Origin of the sequence: Pseudomonas asiatica, assembly GCF_040214835.1 — a bacterium.
Taxonomy (GTDB): domain Bacteria; phylum Pseudomonadota; class Gammaproteobacteria; order Pseudomonadales; family Pseudomonadaceae; genus Aquipseudomonas; species Aquipseudomonas putida_Z.
In genome coordinates this window covers 1285083-1296935 of the sequence record NZ_CP157874.1, presented here as the reverse complement: position 1 = coordinate 1296935, position 11853 = coordinate 1285083, and the positions used below count along the sequence as shown (strand labels likewise).

13 protein-coding genes are annotated in these 11853 nt (G+C 63.0%); 2 read left to right on the top strand and 11 right to left on the bottom strand.

Features of this window, described 5'->3' with window-relative positions; all coding sequences use genetic code 11:
* Nucleotides 1–42: 42 nt before the first annotated feature.
* Nucleotides 43–366, top strand: coding sequence for a ferredoxin FdxA (gene fdxA, locus ABNP31_RS05925; protein WP_004375459.1), 324 nt, complete (start codon nucleotides 43–45; stop codon nucleotides 364–366).
* 581 nt (nucleotides 367–947) lie between these two features.
* Here the strand turns inward: fdxA and rpoS are convergent.
* The 8 genes from rpoS to ABNP31_RS05885 all read right to left on the bottom strand — a co-directional run bounded on the left by rpoS (nucleotide 948) and on the right by ABNP31_RS05885 (nucleotide 8232).
* Complete coding sequence (gene rpoS / locus ABNP31_RS05920; protein WP_013971277.1) at nucleotides 948–1955, bottom strand: RNA polymerase sigma factor RpoS; 1008 nt, start codon at nucleotides 1953–1955, stop codon at nucleotides 948–950.
* Nucleotides 1956–2063: 108 nt separating this feature from the next.
* Nucleotides 2064–2921, bottom strand: a complete 858-nt coding sequence (locus tag ABNP31_RS05915) for a peptidoglycan DD-metalloendopeptidase family protein (protein WP_085665688.1) — start codon at nucleotides 2919–2921, stop codon at nucleotides 2064–2066.
* A gap of 220 nt (nucleotides 2922–3141) precedes the next feature.
* Nucleotides 3142–3780 carry a protein-L-isoaspartate(D-aspartate) O-methyltransferase gene (locus tag ABNP31_RS05910; RefSeq protein WP_015269209.1) on the bottom strand — a complete coding sequence of 213 codons (639 nt, stop codon included), beginning with the start codon at nucleotides 3778–3780 and terminating at the stop codon, nucleotides 3142–3144.
* Nucleotides 3781–3815: 35 nt separating this feature from the next.
* Nucleotides 3816–4565 (bottom strand): 5'/3'-nucleotidase SurE, encoded by a 750-nt coding sequence (gene surE, locus ABNP31_RS05905; protein WP_025337991.1) that lies wholly within the window; start codon nucleotides 4563–4565, stop codon nucleotides 3816–3818.
* Nucleotides 4553–5611 (bottom strand): tRNA pseudouridine(13) synthase TruD, encoded by a 1059-nt coding sequence (gene truD, locus ABNP31_RS05900; protein WP_085593278.1) that lies wholly within the window; start codon nucleotides 5609–5611, stop codon nucleotides 4553–4555. The genes surE and truD overlap by 13 nt, the downstream gene beginning before the upstream one ends.
* The gene (gene ispF / locus ABNP31_RS05895) at nucleotides 5608–6081 is read right to left on the bottom strand and encodes a 2-C-methyl-D-erythritol 2,4-cyclodiphosphate synthase (RefSeq protein WP_015269207.1); all 474 of its coding nucleotides are present in this window, start codon (nucleotides 6079–6081) and stop codon (nucleotides 5608–5610) included. Before ispF ends, truD begins: the two co-directional genes overlap by 4 nt.
* 175 nt (nucleotides 6082–6256) lie before the next feature.
* Entirely contained in the window at nucleotides 6257–7111 is an 855-nt protein-coding gene (fghA, locus tag ABNP31_RS05890; protein WP_025337989.1) for an S-formylglutathione hydrolase, read from the bottom strand.
* 8 nt (nucleotides 7112–7119) lie between these two features.
* Nucleotides 7120–8232, bottom strand: a complete 1113-nt coding sequence (locus ABNP31_RS05885; protein ID WP_016712915.1) for an S-(hydroxymethyl)glutathione dehydrogenase/class III alcohol dehydrogenase — start codon at nucleotides 8230–8232, stop codon at nucleotides 7120–7122.
* 107 nt (nucleotides 8233–8339) lie between these two features.
* Here ABNP31_RS05885 and ABNP31_RS05880 point away from each other — a divergent pair, with 107 nt between their 5' ends.
* The gene (locus ABNP31_RS05880) at nucleotides 8340–9236 is read left to right on the top strand and encodes a LysR substrate-binding domain-containing protein (protein WP_025337988.1); all 897 of its coding nucleotides are present in this window, start codon (nucleotides 8340–8342) and stop codon (nucleotides 9234–9236) included.
* Between the two features lie 130 nt (nucleotides 9237–9366).
* On the opposite strand, the gene ispD is transcribed toward ABNP31_RS05880, so the two are convergent.
* From ispD to eno, 3 genes are all read right to left on the bottom strand, one after another.
* Complete coding sequence (ispD, locus tag ABNP31_RS05875) at nucleotides 9367–10074, bottom strand: 2-C-methyl-D-erythritol 4-phosphate cytidylyltransferase (RefSeq protein WP_085619276.1); 708 nt, start codon at nucleotides 10072–10074, stop codon at nucleotides 9367–9369.
* Nucleotides 10071–10352, bottom strand: a complete 282-nt coding sequence (gene ftsB / locus ABNP31_RS05870) for a cell division protein FtsB (RefSeq protein ID WP_004375443.1) — start codon at nucleotides 10350–10352, stop codon at nucleotides 10071–10073. Before ftsB ends, ispD begins: the two co-directional genes overlap by 4 nt.
* A gap of 168 nt (nucleotides 10353–10520) precedes the next feature.
* Nucleotides 10521–11810 (bottom strand): phosphopyruvate hydratase, encoded by a 1290-nt coding sequence (gene eno / locus ABNP31_RS05865; RefSeq protein ID WP_025337986.1) that lies wholly within the window; start codon nucleotides 11808–11810, stop codon nucleotides 10521–10523.
* Nucleotides 11811–11853: the final 43 nt, after the last annotated feature.

The following is an 11853-nucleotide window of genomic DNA, read 5'->3' as shown; positions in this document are numbered from 1 at the left end:
GAGAGGAAGGGCCGCCGCCGTCGCCTGAGGAGAGAATTAGAAATGACCTTCGTCGTCACCGACAACTGCATCAAATGCAAATACACCGACTGCGTGGAAGTCTGCCCGGTGGACTGCTTCTACGAAGGCCCGAACTTCCTGGTCATCCACCCGGACGAGTGCATCGACTGCGCTCTGTGCGAGCCGGAATGCCCAGCGCAAGCCATCTTCTCGGAAGACGAAGTGCCTGCGGGCATGGAGAACTTCATCGAGCTGAACGCCGAACTGGCGGAAATCTGGCCGAACATCACCGAGCGTAAGGACGCCCTGCCGGACGCTGAAGAGTGGGATGGCAAGACTGGCAAGATTGCAGACCTGGAGCGCTGATAGCGTCCGGACACGAAAAAGGCCCCTTGGGGCCTTTTTTGTTTTCTGCGGGCAAAAAAAAGGGGCGGTTTGACCCGCCCACATTTTTTCCGTAGTCCCTGCTTGTCCCAAACATCATCCTGATGAAATCGCCTCTTGCGACGTCCCTGGCTTTCCTCCTGAAAGCCTGTGCATGTCCCTGTGCACAGTTCGAATACTAGCGACTTGAGCCGGGCGGGCAACCGCTAAACCTCACAGGGTGTTGCAGGTGACACATTTCCTCACAGCTGAATAAGCCAGGTTTTTCAATGAGTTGGGAAAACGCAGGATCTGGATACGACAATGATTTACTGAAACGTACATAGAAGGCTGACAGAACAAGTAAGCAAAGGCTTACACGCGATGTTACTGGGGTAGCGCAGTACATAATGTCTGGGGCTGCTTTGCAGCCCGTCGCGACACAAGGCCGCTCCTACAGGCAACGCGATCTCCTGTAGGAGCGGCCTTGTGTCGCGATAGGGGCGCGCAGCGCCCCCAGCAATTCAAACAGGCATACAAAAACGCCCCGAAATCATCGGGGCGCTTTGTGTTGCAGGCTTCCGCTACTGGAACAACGACTCACTGGACAGGCCGTTCTTCTCGAGGATCTCACGCAAACGCTTGAGCCCCTCGACTTGGATCTGCCGCACCCGCTCACGGGTCAGGCCAATCTCCAGGCCGACATCTTCCAGGGTGCTGCTTTCATGCCCGCGCAGGCCAAAGCGGCGCACCACCACTTCACGCTGCTTGTCGGTCAACTCGCCCAGCCATTGGTCGATGCTCTGCGACAGGTCGTCATCCTGCAGCAGTTCGCACGGGTCGGTCGGGCGGTCGTCGGTCAGGGTATCGAGCAGGGTCTTGTCCGAGTCCGGACCGAGCGACACATCCACCGAAGACACCCGCTCGTTCAGGCCCAGCATGCGCTTGACCTCGGCGACCGGTTTCTCCAGCAGCGTGGCGATTTCTTCTGGCGAGGGTTCGTGGTCCAGTTTCTGGGTCAGCTCGCGCGCAGCGCGCAGGTAGACGTTCAGTTCCTTGACCACGTGGATCGGCAGGCGAATGGTGCGGGTCTGGTTCATGATTGCCCGCTCGATGGTCTGGCGAATCCACCAGGTCGCATAGGTCGAGAACCGGAAACCACGCTCCGGGTCGAACTTCTCGACGGCACGGATCAACCCCAGGTTGCCCTCCTCGATCAGGTCGAGCAGCGACAGGCCGCGGTTCACGTAACGACGGGCAATTTTTACAACCAGGCGCAGGTTGCTTTCGATCATGCGCTTGCGGCCGGCAGGGTCGCCCTTTTGCGACAGGCGCGCAAAATGCACTTCCTCTTCCGGCGAAAGCAGAGGCGAGAATCCGATCTCGTTGAGATACAACTGGGTGGCATCGAGCGCCCGGCTGTAATCGATATACTTGTGTTGCTTGAGCGAAGAGCCCGACTTGGCCCTCGTCCGAACCGAAGATACAGCAGGTTCGTCTGACACCACATCCGTTTCCAAAACGATACCCGTCTCCATCAGAAGCAGGTCATCGTCGATGTCAAACTCCGGCACTTCTTTACTGAGAGCCATTGTTATAGTCCTTTGCTGAGTTCGAACTCAGACTCGAGCGGCACCTATCTCCCTGGCAGCGCTGGAGCCTGTCCCCTCTACATCACAGGAACAGGCCGGGTACAACGGTCAACGACGTGGCAGGAACTGGAGCGGATCGACGGGTTTGCCCTGGCGGCGAATCTCGAAATGCAGCTTCACCCGATCTGTGCCCGTGGACCCCATTTCAGCAATCGACTGCCCTGCCTTGACCTGCTGCCCCTCCCGAACCAACAGCCTGCGGTTATGGCCGTAGGCACTGACGTAGGTATCGCTGTGCTTGATGATGATCAGTTCGCCGTAGCCCCTCAAGCCACTCCCGGCGTACACCACTGCACCATCAGACGCAGCAAAAACAGGCTGTCCCAAATCACCGGCGATATCAATGCCTTTATTCAAACTACCGTTTGAAGCGAATTTTCCAATCAGCACGCCATTGGCAGGCCAGGTCCAGCCGCCTACCGCGCGCTCCGCGGCAGGCACCGTGGCGACCACCGGGGCGCTGCTGGAGGCTGTCGGCGTGGCCGGTTTGCTGGTACTGGCAGGGGGTGTGCTGGTACTGCCCACAGGCCGCCGGATGACCGTGGTCTTGCTCGACGACGACGGGCTGGACACCACCGTGGTGCTGCCGGTAGAGCCGCTGCTGAAACGAATCGCTTGCCCCGGGCGAATGGTGTAAGGCGCCGCGATGCCGTTGCGCGCAGCCAGTTCCTTGTAGTCCCAGCCATAACGGAAGGCAATGGAGAACAGCGTATCGCCAGGTTTGACGATGTACTGCCCGGTGGTTACCGCCGGGCGCTTGGGCACGGTGTTATTGCGGTCGACCACCCGCGCGCTGTTGCTGCTGGTGCTCGAGCAACCCACCAGTAGCGTGCCCATGGCCAGTGCAATCACCAGAAGCGTGAAACCCGACCCGTCCTTGCGCTGCCGAATGACTGTGTGACCCACCCGCGCTCCCCTCATGGTGCCGAAAACGATATGAAGACAAGAAATGCAATATTATTGCAATTATAACCAAGCCCGCCCGCATTGGCAGGGTTGGTGAAAGACTGCTGCAAAGCCATGGCACACGCTGTGCGCTAGCGCTTCACCCCGCCAGATAGACAGGGCGTTGCTGCAAGAATTCGGTGCTGGCGTAAAAATATCGCGCGGCTCGAACCAGCAGTGTTCAGGCCAGCGGGCCGTTGAGCAGCGGTACGAAGCGCACTGCCCCCAGCACGCGGCGGGAGAATCCATGCTCCTCGCGCACGATCAGCATCAGCTGCTGGGTTTCGCCGGCTGGCCCCACCGGGATCACCATACGGCCACCGGGCGCCAGCTGGTCGAGCAATGCCTGCGGCACTTCCGGCGCCACGGCGGTGACGATGATGCCGTTGTACGGCGCCAGCGCCGGCCAGCCTTCGCAACCGTCGCCCCAGCGGAACACCACGTTGCGCAGGTTCAGTTCCACCAGGCGCTCCTTGGCCCGGTCCTGCAACACCTTGATGCGTTCCACCGAGAACACACGCTCGACCAACTGGGCCAGGATTGCCGTCTGGTAGCCCGAGCCGGTGCCGATCTCCAGCACCTTGTCCAGCGGCCCGGCCTCGAGCAGCAGCTCGCTCATGTGGGCAACCATGAACGGTTGCGAGATGGTCTGGTTGTGGCCGATCGGCAGCGCGGTGTCTTCGTAGGCGCGATGCGCCAGCGCCTCGTCGACGAACAGGTGGCGCGGGGTACGACGGATCACGTCGAGCACCTTGGTGTTCGAAACGCCCTCCTCGCACAGGCGCTGGATCAGCCGCTCCCGGGTACGCTGGGAGGTCATGCCGATGCCACGCCGCAGCATATCGTCCTCGCGCATCAGAGCAGGCCCTCCAGCCAACCGTCGAGCTGCTCGAAGGCATCACTGAAGGTGCGGTCGAGCTGCAGCGGAGTGATCGATACATAGCCTTGCATCACCGCGTGGAAGTCGGTACCCGGGCCACCGTCCTCGGCATCCCCGGCCACGGCGATCCAGTAGCCTTCCTTGCCGCGCGGGTTGACCACCTTGGTCGGCGCCGCCGCCCGCGCCCGGTGACCGAGGCGGGTAAGCTGGATGCCACGAATGTGCTCCAGCGGCAGGTTGGGGATGTTGACGTTGAGCACGGTGCGCGGCGGCAAGGCCAGGCGCGACTGCGCCTCGACCAGGCGGCGGGCGATATGGGCCGCGGTTGGCAGGTTGTCCGGCTGGCGCGACAACAGCGAAAACGCCAGCGAGGTACCGCCGAGGAAACGGCCTTCCAACGCGGCCGCGACAGTGCCCGAATAGAGCACGTCGTCGCCCAGGTTGGCACCGAGGTTGATCCCCGACACGACCATGTCCGGCGCCTGTGGCAACAGCCCATTGAGCCCCAGGTGCACGCAGTCGGTCGGCGTGCCGTTGAGGCTGATGAAGCCATTGGCCAAGGTCTGCGGATGCAGTGGCCGGTCCAGCGTCAGCGAACTGCTGGCGCCGCTCTTGTCTTGATCCGGGGCAATAACCACGCACTCGGCGTAATCCGCCAGCGCAGCGTGCAGCGCGGCGATGCCGGGTGCGGTAACACCGTCGTCGTTCGAAATCAGAATACGCATGAGCTGTCCGTCTGCCCCGCCGACACCAGATCCACGACTTCGCGCACCACCACGGTGGCGAAGCATCCGGCCGGAAGGACGAATTCCAGTTGCAGGATATCAGGCTCCGGATAATGCCACGTAAGACCGCCAATAGGGAGCCGCAGAATGCGTCGTTCGTGATCCATGCCCGCCAAGGCCAGCCACTGGCAAAGTGCCGGCTGCCGTGCGGCGATCGCATCCTCTTGTTGCGCAGTACTCCCCGTAGCCGGCGAATCGCCTGCCCCCCACAGCGGGCCGGTCGGATGCAGGTCAAGGATCGCCAGCCGAGGATCGGAACATTCCGACTCCCCAGCAGGAAAGAAGCTACGACTCGTGGTGAACGCCAACAGGTCGCCCACCTGCGCACGCGCCCAGCTGCCGTCGGCAACACGGGCTGCCAGCACCTGGTTGAACAGGTAGCTGCGCCCGGCCGAGAGCAACCGCGAACGCACGTTGCGCTGTTCGGGCAGGGCCTTGCGTGCGGCCCAATCGAGAGCGTCGTGCACGTTGCCGCCACCGTGGCCGAAGCGCTGGGTGCCGAAATAATTCGGCACACCGTGCTGCTTGAGCTGTTCCAGGCGCGCATCCACCGCCTGGTGATCGGCAGCCAGGGCAGTCAGGCGCAGCGTGAAGCCGTTGGCCGAATGCGCACCGCGCTGCAGCTTGCGCTGGTGGCGCACCTGCTTGAGCACACGCAGGCTGGCATCCTCGGCACGAGACAGGTCCGGGTCGGCCTTGCCGGGCAGGTGCAGGCTGAACCACTGGCGGGTCAGGGCCTGGCGGTCCTTGAGGCCGGCGTAGCTGATCGTGCGCACCGGCACCCCAGCGGCACGGGCCAGGCGGCGGGCCGCCTCCTCGGTGTTCAGATCACGCTTCTCGACCCACAGCCACAGGTGCTCGCCCTGGCCCGACAGGGGGATGTCCAGTACTTCGTCGACCTGGAAATCCTCGGCCACCGCCTTGAGGACGGCGGTACCCAGTGGTTCGCCCGATGCGCGCGGGCCCAGCAGTTCCAACTCGGTCATGCTGGCAGCAGCAGGGCTACCGAATGCACGGCGATGCCCTCCTCGCGGCCGGTGAAGCCGAGCTTCTCGGTGGTGGTAGCCTTGACGTTGACCTGGTCGAGTTCGACCTGCAGGTCTTCGGCGATCAGCTTGCGCATGGTCTCGATGTGCGGGGCCATCTTCGGGGCCTGGGCGACGATGGTGGCGTCGATGTTGCCGACCTTCCAGCCCTTGGCCTGGACGATGCCGACTACATGGCGCAGCAGCACCCGGCTGTCGGCGCCCTTGAACTGTGGATCGGTGTCGGGGAAGTGTTTGCCGATGTCACCCAGCGCCGCCGCGCCAAGCAAGGCATCGCTCAGGGCGTGCAGCAGCACGTCGCCATCGGAGTGGGCCAGGAGGCCGTATTTGTGGGGGATACGCACCCCGCCCAGGGTAATGAAATCACCGTCGCAGAAACGGTGCACATCGTAGCCGTGGCCAATACGCATAGAAAAACGCCCTGAATGAGTCAGGGCGTGATTCTACCTGCTTTTGAGGCATTGGGGCTGCTTCGCAGCCCATCGCCGGCAAGCCAGCTCCCACAGGTACGGCACAGGCCCGAGGCCCATGCGGTCGAGGTGGGAGCTGGCTTGCCAGCGATGAAGCAAGCACCACAGCTACGCCTTACACCCGCCCCAAGGCCACCGCATGATGACGCAGGTGCTCCTCGATGAAGCTGGCGATGAAGTAGTAGCTGTGGTCATAGCCAGGCTGCAGGCGCAAGGTCAGTTCATGCCCACCTTTGCGTGCCGCCTGCTCCAGGGCTTCAGGCTTGAGCTGCTTCTCGAGGAAGTCGTCGCGGTCGCCCTGGTCCACCAGCAACGGCGGGCATTCGCCGGCCGGGGTCTCGGCCAGCAGCACGCTGGCATCCCACTCGCGCCAGCGCGCACGGTCTTCACCCAGGTAGCGGCTGAAGGCTTTCTCGCCCCACGGGCAATCCATCGGGTTGCTGATCGGCGAAAACGCCGACACCGAGCGGTAGCGCCCCGGGTTGCGCAAGGCGCACACCAGCGCGCCATGCCCACCCATGGAGTGGCCACTGATGCTGCGCTCGCCCGAAGCCGGGAAGTGCGCCTCGATCAACGCGGGCAACTCCTCCACCACATAGTCGTGCATGCGATAGTGCTGGGCCCAAGGCTGCTGAGTGGCATTGAGGTAGAAGCCGGCACCCAGGCCGAAGTCCCAGGCACCGTCCGGGTCGCCCGGCACCTGCTCGCCACGCGGGCTGGTGTCGGGGGCGACGATGATCAACCCAAGCTCCGCGGCCAGGCGCTGGGCGCCGGCCTTCTGCATGAAGTTCTCGTCGGTGCAGGTGAGGCCGCTGAGCCAGTACAGCACCGGCAGCTTCTCGCCCTGTTCGGCCTGCGGCGGCAGGTAGACGGCGAACACCATGTCGCAGCCCAGCACCTTGGAGTGATGCCGGTAACGCTTGTGCCAGCCGCCAAAGCTCTTCTGGCAGGAGATGTTATCCAGGCTCATGGCAAACCTCAGAAGTGGATCACGCTGCGAATGCTCTTGCCTTCGTGCATCAGGTCGAAGGCCTTGTTGATGTCTTCCAGACCCATGGTGTGGGTGATGAATGTATCCAGCGGGATCTCGCCCTTCTCGGACATTTCCACGTAGCTTGGCAGCTCGCTGCGGCCACGTACGCCACCGAACGCCGAACCACGCCATACACGGCCGGTGACCAGCTGGAACGGACGAGTGGCGATTTCCTGGCCGGCACCGGCCACGCCGATGATCACCGACTCGCCCCAGCCCTTGTGGCAGCATTCCAGCGCAGCACGCATCAGCTGCACGTTGCCGATGCACTCGAAGGAGAAGTCCACGCCGCCGTCGGTGAGGTCGACGATCACTTCCTGGATCGGGCGGTCGTAGTCTTTCGGGTTGATGCAGTCGGTGGCACCCAGCTGGCGGGCGATTTCGAATTTGGCCGGGTTGATGTCGATGGCAATGATGCGCGACGCCTTGGCCTTGACCGCACCGATCACTGCCGACAGGCCGATGCCGCCCAGGCCGAAGATGGCCACGGTGTCACCCGGCTTGACCTTGGCGGTGTTGAGCACCGCGCCGATACCGGTGGTGACGCCACAACCCAGCAGGCAGACCTTTTCCAGCGGCGCTTCTTTCTGGATCTTGGCCACGGAGATTTCCGGCAGCACGGTGTACTCGGAGAAGGTCGAGGTACCCATGTAGTGGAACAGTTGCTGGCCTTTGTAGGAGAAGCGCGTGGTGCCGTCCGGCATCAGGCCCTTGCCCTGGGTGGCGCGGATGGCCTGGCACAGGTTGGTCTTGCCCGAGAGGCAGAACTTGCACTTGCCGCATTCCGGGGTGTACAGCGGGATGACGTGGTCACCGACGGCGACCGAGGTGACGCCCTCGCCTACCGCCTCGACGATCGCGCCACCTTCGTGGCCGAGGATCGACGGGAAGATGCCCTCCGGGTCGGCACCGGACAGGGTGTAGGCGTCGGTGTGGCAGACACCGCTGGCGACCACGCGCAGCAGCACTTCACCGGCCTTGGGCATGGCCACGTCGACTTCGACGATTTCCAGAGGTTTCTTGGCTTCGAAGGCTACGGCAGCACGGGACTTGATCATCAAAGGTCTCCAGACAGAGGGTCGATTCAGTTTGGCAGTGTAATTCACCGCCTTTTGATGAATAATCCGGCCAAAGACAAAACATTATTGCCATACAGGGATAATCAATGAGCAGCCGCTGGGAAGGCATCGACGAGTTCGTCGCCGTGGCCGAGTCGGGCCAGTTCACCGCGGCCGCCGAGCGCCTGGGGGTTTCCTCATCGCACATCAGCCGGCAGATCGCCCGGCTGGAGGAACGGCTGCAGACGCGCTTGCTGTACCGCAGTACCCGGCGGGTGACCCTGAGCGAGGCCGGGCAGACATTCCTGCAGCACTGCCAGCGCCTGCAGGATGGCCGCGAGGAAGCCCTGCGCGCCATGGGCGACCTGGCCAGCGAGCCCAAGGGGTTGCTGCGCATGACCTGCGCGGTGGCTTATGGCGAGCGCTTCATCGTGCCGCTGGTGACACGGTTCATGGCGCTGTACCCGCAGCTGCGGGTGGATGTGGAACTGAGCAACCATACCCTCGACCTTGTGCATGAAGGCATGGACCTGGCCATCCGCCTGGGCCGGTTGGCCGATTCACGACTGGTGGCAACCCGCCTGGCGCCCCGGCGCATGTACCTGTGCGCTTCGCCGGCCTACCTGGAACGTTACGGTCGGCCACACAGCCTGTCGGAACTGGCGCGGCACAATTGCCTGGTGGGCAGCTCGGATTTGTGGGCGCTGCAGCAGGACGGCCGCGAGATCAGCCAGCGAGTGCAGGGCAACTGGCGTTGCAACAGCGGGCAGGCGGTGCTGGACGCGGCGCTGCAGGGGATGGGGTTGTGCCAGTTGCCGGATTATTACGTGCTGGAGCACTTGAACAGTGGTGCTCTGGTGTCGTTGCTGGAGGCGCACCAGCCACCGAATACCGCGGTGTGGGCGCTGTATCCGCAGCAACGGCACCTGTCGCCGAAGGTACGGCGGCTGGTGGATTACCTGAAGGAAGGGTTGGCGGGGTTGCCGGAGTATCGGCAAGGCTGAAGGGGGGTGTTGGCTGTGCCGGCCTCTTCGCGGGCTCGCCCGCTCCCACAGGTCCTGCGCATACCTTCAGGCTGGCGCTGTACCTGTGGGAGCGGGCATGCCCGCGAAGAAACCAGCACTGGTCAAAGCCTCAGCGGCGCCCTGCCCAACGCTGGCGCAACCACTCCAGGTCTTCCGGCCGGGTCACCTTGATGTTGTCGCTGCGCCCTTCGACCAGCCGCGGCGCCTGGCCGGACCACTCGATGGCGGAGGACTCGTCGGTTACCAGCACATCCGACACCAGGCACTCGGCCAGCGCCCGATGCAACGCCCCCAGGCGGAACATCTGCGGCGTATAGGCCTGCCAGATGGTGCTGCGGTCGACGGTAGCGCCCACCCGGCCATCGGCATCGGCCCGCTTGAGGGTATCGCGCGCCGGCACCGCCAGCAGACCACCCACCGGGTCGTCCGCCAACTCCGACAACAGCTTGTCCAGATCGCTGCGCGCCAGGTTCGGTCGCGCGGCATCATGCACCAGCACCCAGTCGCTGTCCGCCGCCCCTTGGGCATGCAGCATCAGCAAGGCATTGAGCACCGAGTCGGCACGCTCGCGGCCGCCTGCGGCGCGCTGGATGCGCGGGTCGCTGGCACAGCGCAGGCGAGGCCAGTACGGGTCATCTTCGGCAATGCTGACCACCACGCCCTTGAGCATCGGGTGGCCAAGAAAACAGTCGAGGCTGTGCTCGAGAATGGTCTGCCCGGCCAGCTCCAGGTACTGCTTGGGGCGGTCGGCAGCCATGCGGGCACCTACGCCCGCAGCAGGAATCACGGCCCAGAAGGCCGGTAAGGTTTCGATCATTTCTGTGGCAACTGGAAGAGGGTTTCGCCCTCTTTGACCATCCCCAATTCGTGGCGAGCCCGCTCTTCAACGGTCTCCATGCCTTTTTTCAGCTCCAGCACTTCGGCATCGAGCACGCGGTTGCGCTCGAGCAAGCGCTCGTTTTCGGCATGCTGCTCGGCAATCTGCTGCTTCAGCTCGGTCACTTGCGCCAGGCTGCCATTACCCACCCACAGGCGGTACTGCAGGCCACCCAGCAGCAGGAGCAGGACGAGGAACAACCAATAGGGACTGCGCATCACGTTATCCAGGTTAAAAAGGCTGCCGGGTACTTTTTACTTCGGGGCCTCGAATAGCACGAAGCCTGGCCGAGGCCAGGCTTCGTCGACAGAAACCCGTTGGAATGTAGGAAAGAACAGTACGAACGTTCCTACAACTCCGGCTGCTGTCTTTTTACCATCTCTTGCTTAGCCGCGAAACTCGGCACGACCGCGGTAAACCGCTTTGGCACCCAGTTGCTCTTCGATGCGCAGCAGCTGGTTGTACTTGGAAACGCGGTCGGAACGGCACAGCGAACCAGTCTTGATCTGGCCAGCAGCAGTACCCACGGCCAGGTCGGCGATGGTCGAGTCTTCGGTTTCACCGGAACGGTGCGAAATCACCGCGGTGTAGCCAGCAGCCTTGGCCATCTGGATGGCTTCCAGGGTTTCGGTCAGCGAGCCGATCTGGTTGAACTTGATCAGGATCGAGTTACCGATGCCCTTCTCGATGCCTTCCTTGAGGATCTTGGTGTTGGTCACGAACAGGTCGTCGCCAACCAGCTGCACCTTGGTGCCGATCTTGTCGGTGAGGATCTTCCAGCCAGCCCAGTCGGACTCGTCCAGGCCGTCTTCGATCGAGATGATCGGGAAGCGCTCGGTCAGGCCTTTCAGGTACTCGGCAAAGCCTTCGGCGTCGAACGACTTGCCTTCGCCAGACAGGTTGTACTTGCCGTCTTCGTAGAACTCGGAAGCCGCGCAGTCCAGGGCCAGGGTCACGTCGGTGCCCAGCTTGTAGCCGGCTTTCTCGACAGCTTCGGCGATGGCGCCCAGAGCGTCTTCGTTGGAAGCCAGGTTAGGGGCGAAACCACCCTCGTCACCAACAGCGGTGTTCAGGCCACGGGCCTTCAGCACGGCTTTGAGGTGGTGGAAGATTTCGGTACCCATGCGCAGGCCGTCGGAGAAGGTCTTGGCGCCAACTGGCTGAACCATGAACTCCTGGATGTCGACGTTGTTGTCGGCGTGCTCGCCACCGTTGATGATGTTCATCATCGGTACCGGCATCGAGTACTGGCCCGGGGTGCCGTTCAGGTTGGCGATGTGCGCGTACAGCGGCAGGTCCTGGTCCTGGGCAGCGGCCTTGGCGGCAGCCAGGGAAACGGCCAGGATGGCGTTGGCGCCCAGCTTGGCCTTGTTCTCGGTACCGTCCAGTTCGATCATGGCGCGGTCCAGGCCCTTCTGGTCAGCAGGGTCCTTGCCCAGCAGCAGGTCACGGATCGGGCCGTTGATGTTGGCGACGGCCTTCAGCACGCCCTTGCCCAGGTAACGGCTCTTGTCGCCATCACGCAGCTCCAGCGCTTCGCGCGAGCCAGTGGAAGCACCGGACGGCGCGCAGGCGCTACCGATGATGCCGTTGTCGAGCAGTACATCGGCTTCCACGGTGGGGTTGCCACGCGAATCGAGAACTTCACGACCTTTGATGTCGACGATTTTTGCCATTGTTGTAAGCACTCCAGAATTGACGAAAACAACTTAGCTTAGG

Excerpts from the sequence above, each read along its gene's own strand:
- ABNP31_RS05880 (WP_025337988.1), top strand. The coding sequence starts at position 8,340 with ATGAGCAGCCGCTGGGAAGGCATCGACGAGTTCGTCGCCGTGGCCGAG.
- surE (WP_025337991.1), bottom strand. The coding sequence starts at position 4,565 with ATGCGTATTCTGATTTCGAACGACGACGGTGTTACCGCACCCGGCATC.
- fghA (WP_025337989.1), bottom strand. The coding sequence starts at position 7,111 with ATGAGCCTGGATAACATCTCCTGCCAGAAGAGCTTTGGCGGCTGGCAC.
- rpoS (WP_013971277.1), bottom strand. The coding sequence starts at position 1,955 with ATGGCTCTCAGTAAAGAAGTGCCGGAGTTTGACATCGACGATGACCTG.
- truD (WP_085593278.1), bottom strand. The coding sequence starts at position 5,611 with ATGACCGAGTTGGAACTGCTGGGCCCGCGCGCATCGGGCGAACCACTG.
- ispF (WP_015269207.1), bottom strand. The coding sequence starts at position 6,081 with ATGCGTATTGGCCACGGCTACGATGTGCACCGTTTCTGCGACGGTGAT.
- ABNP31_RS05910 (WP_015269209.1), bottom strand. The coding sequence starts at position 3,780 with ATGACCTCCCAGCGTACCCGGGAGCGGCTGATCCAGCGCCTGTGCGAG.
- fdxA (WP_004375459.1), top strand. The coding sequence starts at position 43 with ATGACCTTCGTCGTCACCGACAACTGCATCAAATGCAAATACACCGAC.
- ABNP31_RS05885 (WP_016712915.1), bottom strand. The coding sequence starts at position 8,232 with ATGATCAAGTCCCGTGCTGCCGTAGCCTTCGAAGCCAAGAAACCTCTG.
- ftsB (WP_004375443.1), bottom strand. The coding sequence starts at position 10,352 with ATGCGCAGTCCCTATTGGTTGTTCCTCGTCCTGCTCCTGCTGCTGGGT.
- ispD (WP_085619276.1), bottom strand. The coding sequence starts at position 10,074 with ATGATCGAAACCTTACCGGCCTTCTGGGCCGTGATTCCTGCTGCGGGC.
- eno (WP_025337986.1), bottom strand. The coding sequence starts at position 11,810 with ATGGCAAAAATCGTCGACATCAAAGGTCGTGAAGTTCTCGATTCGCGT.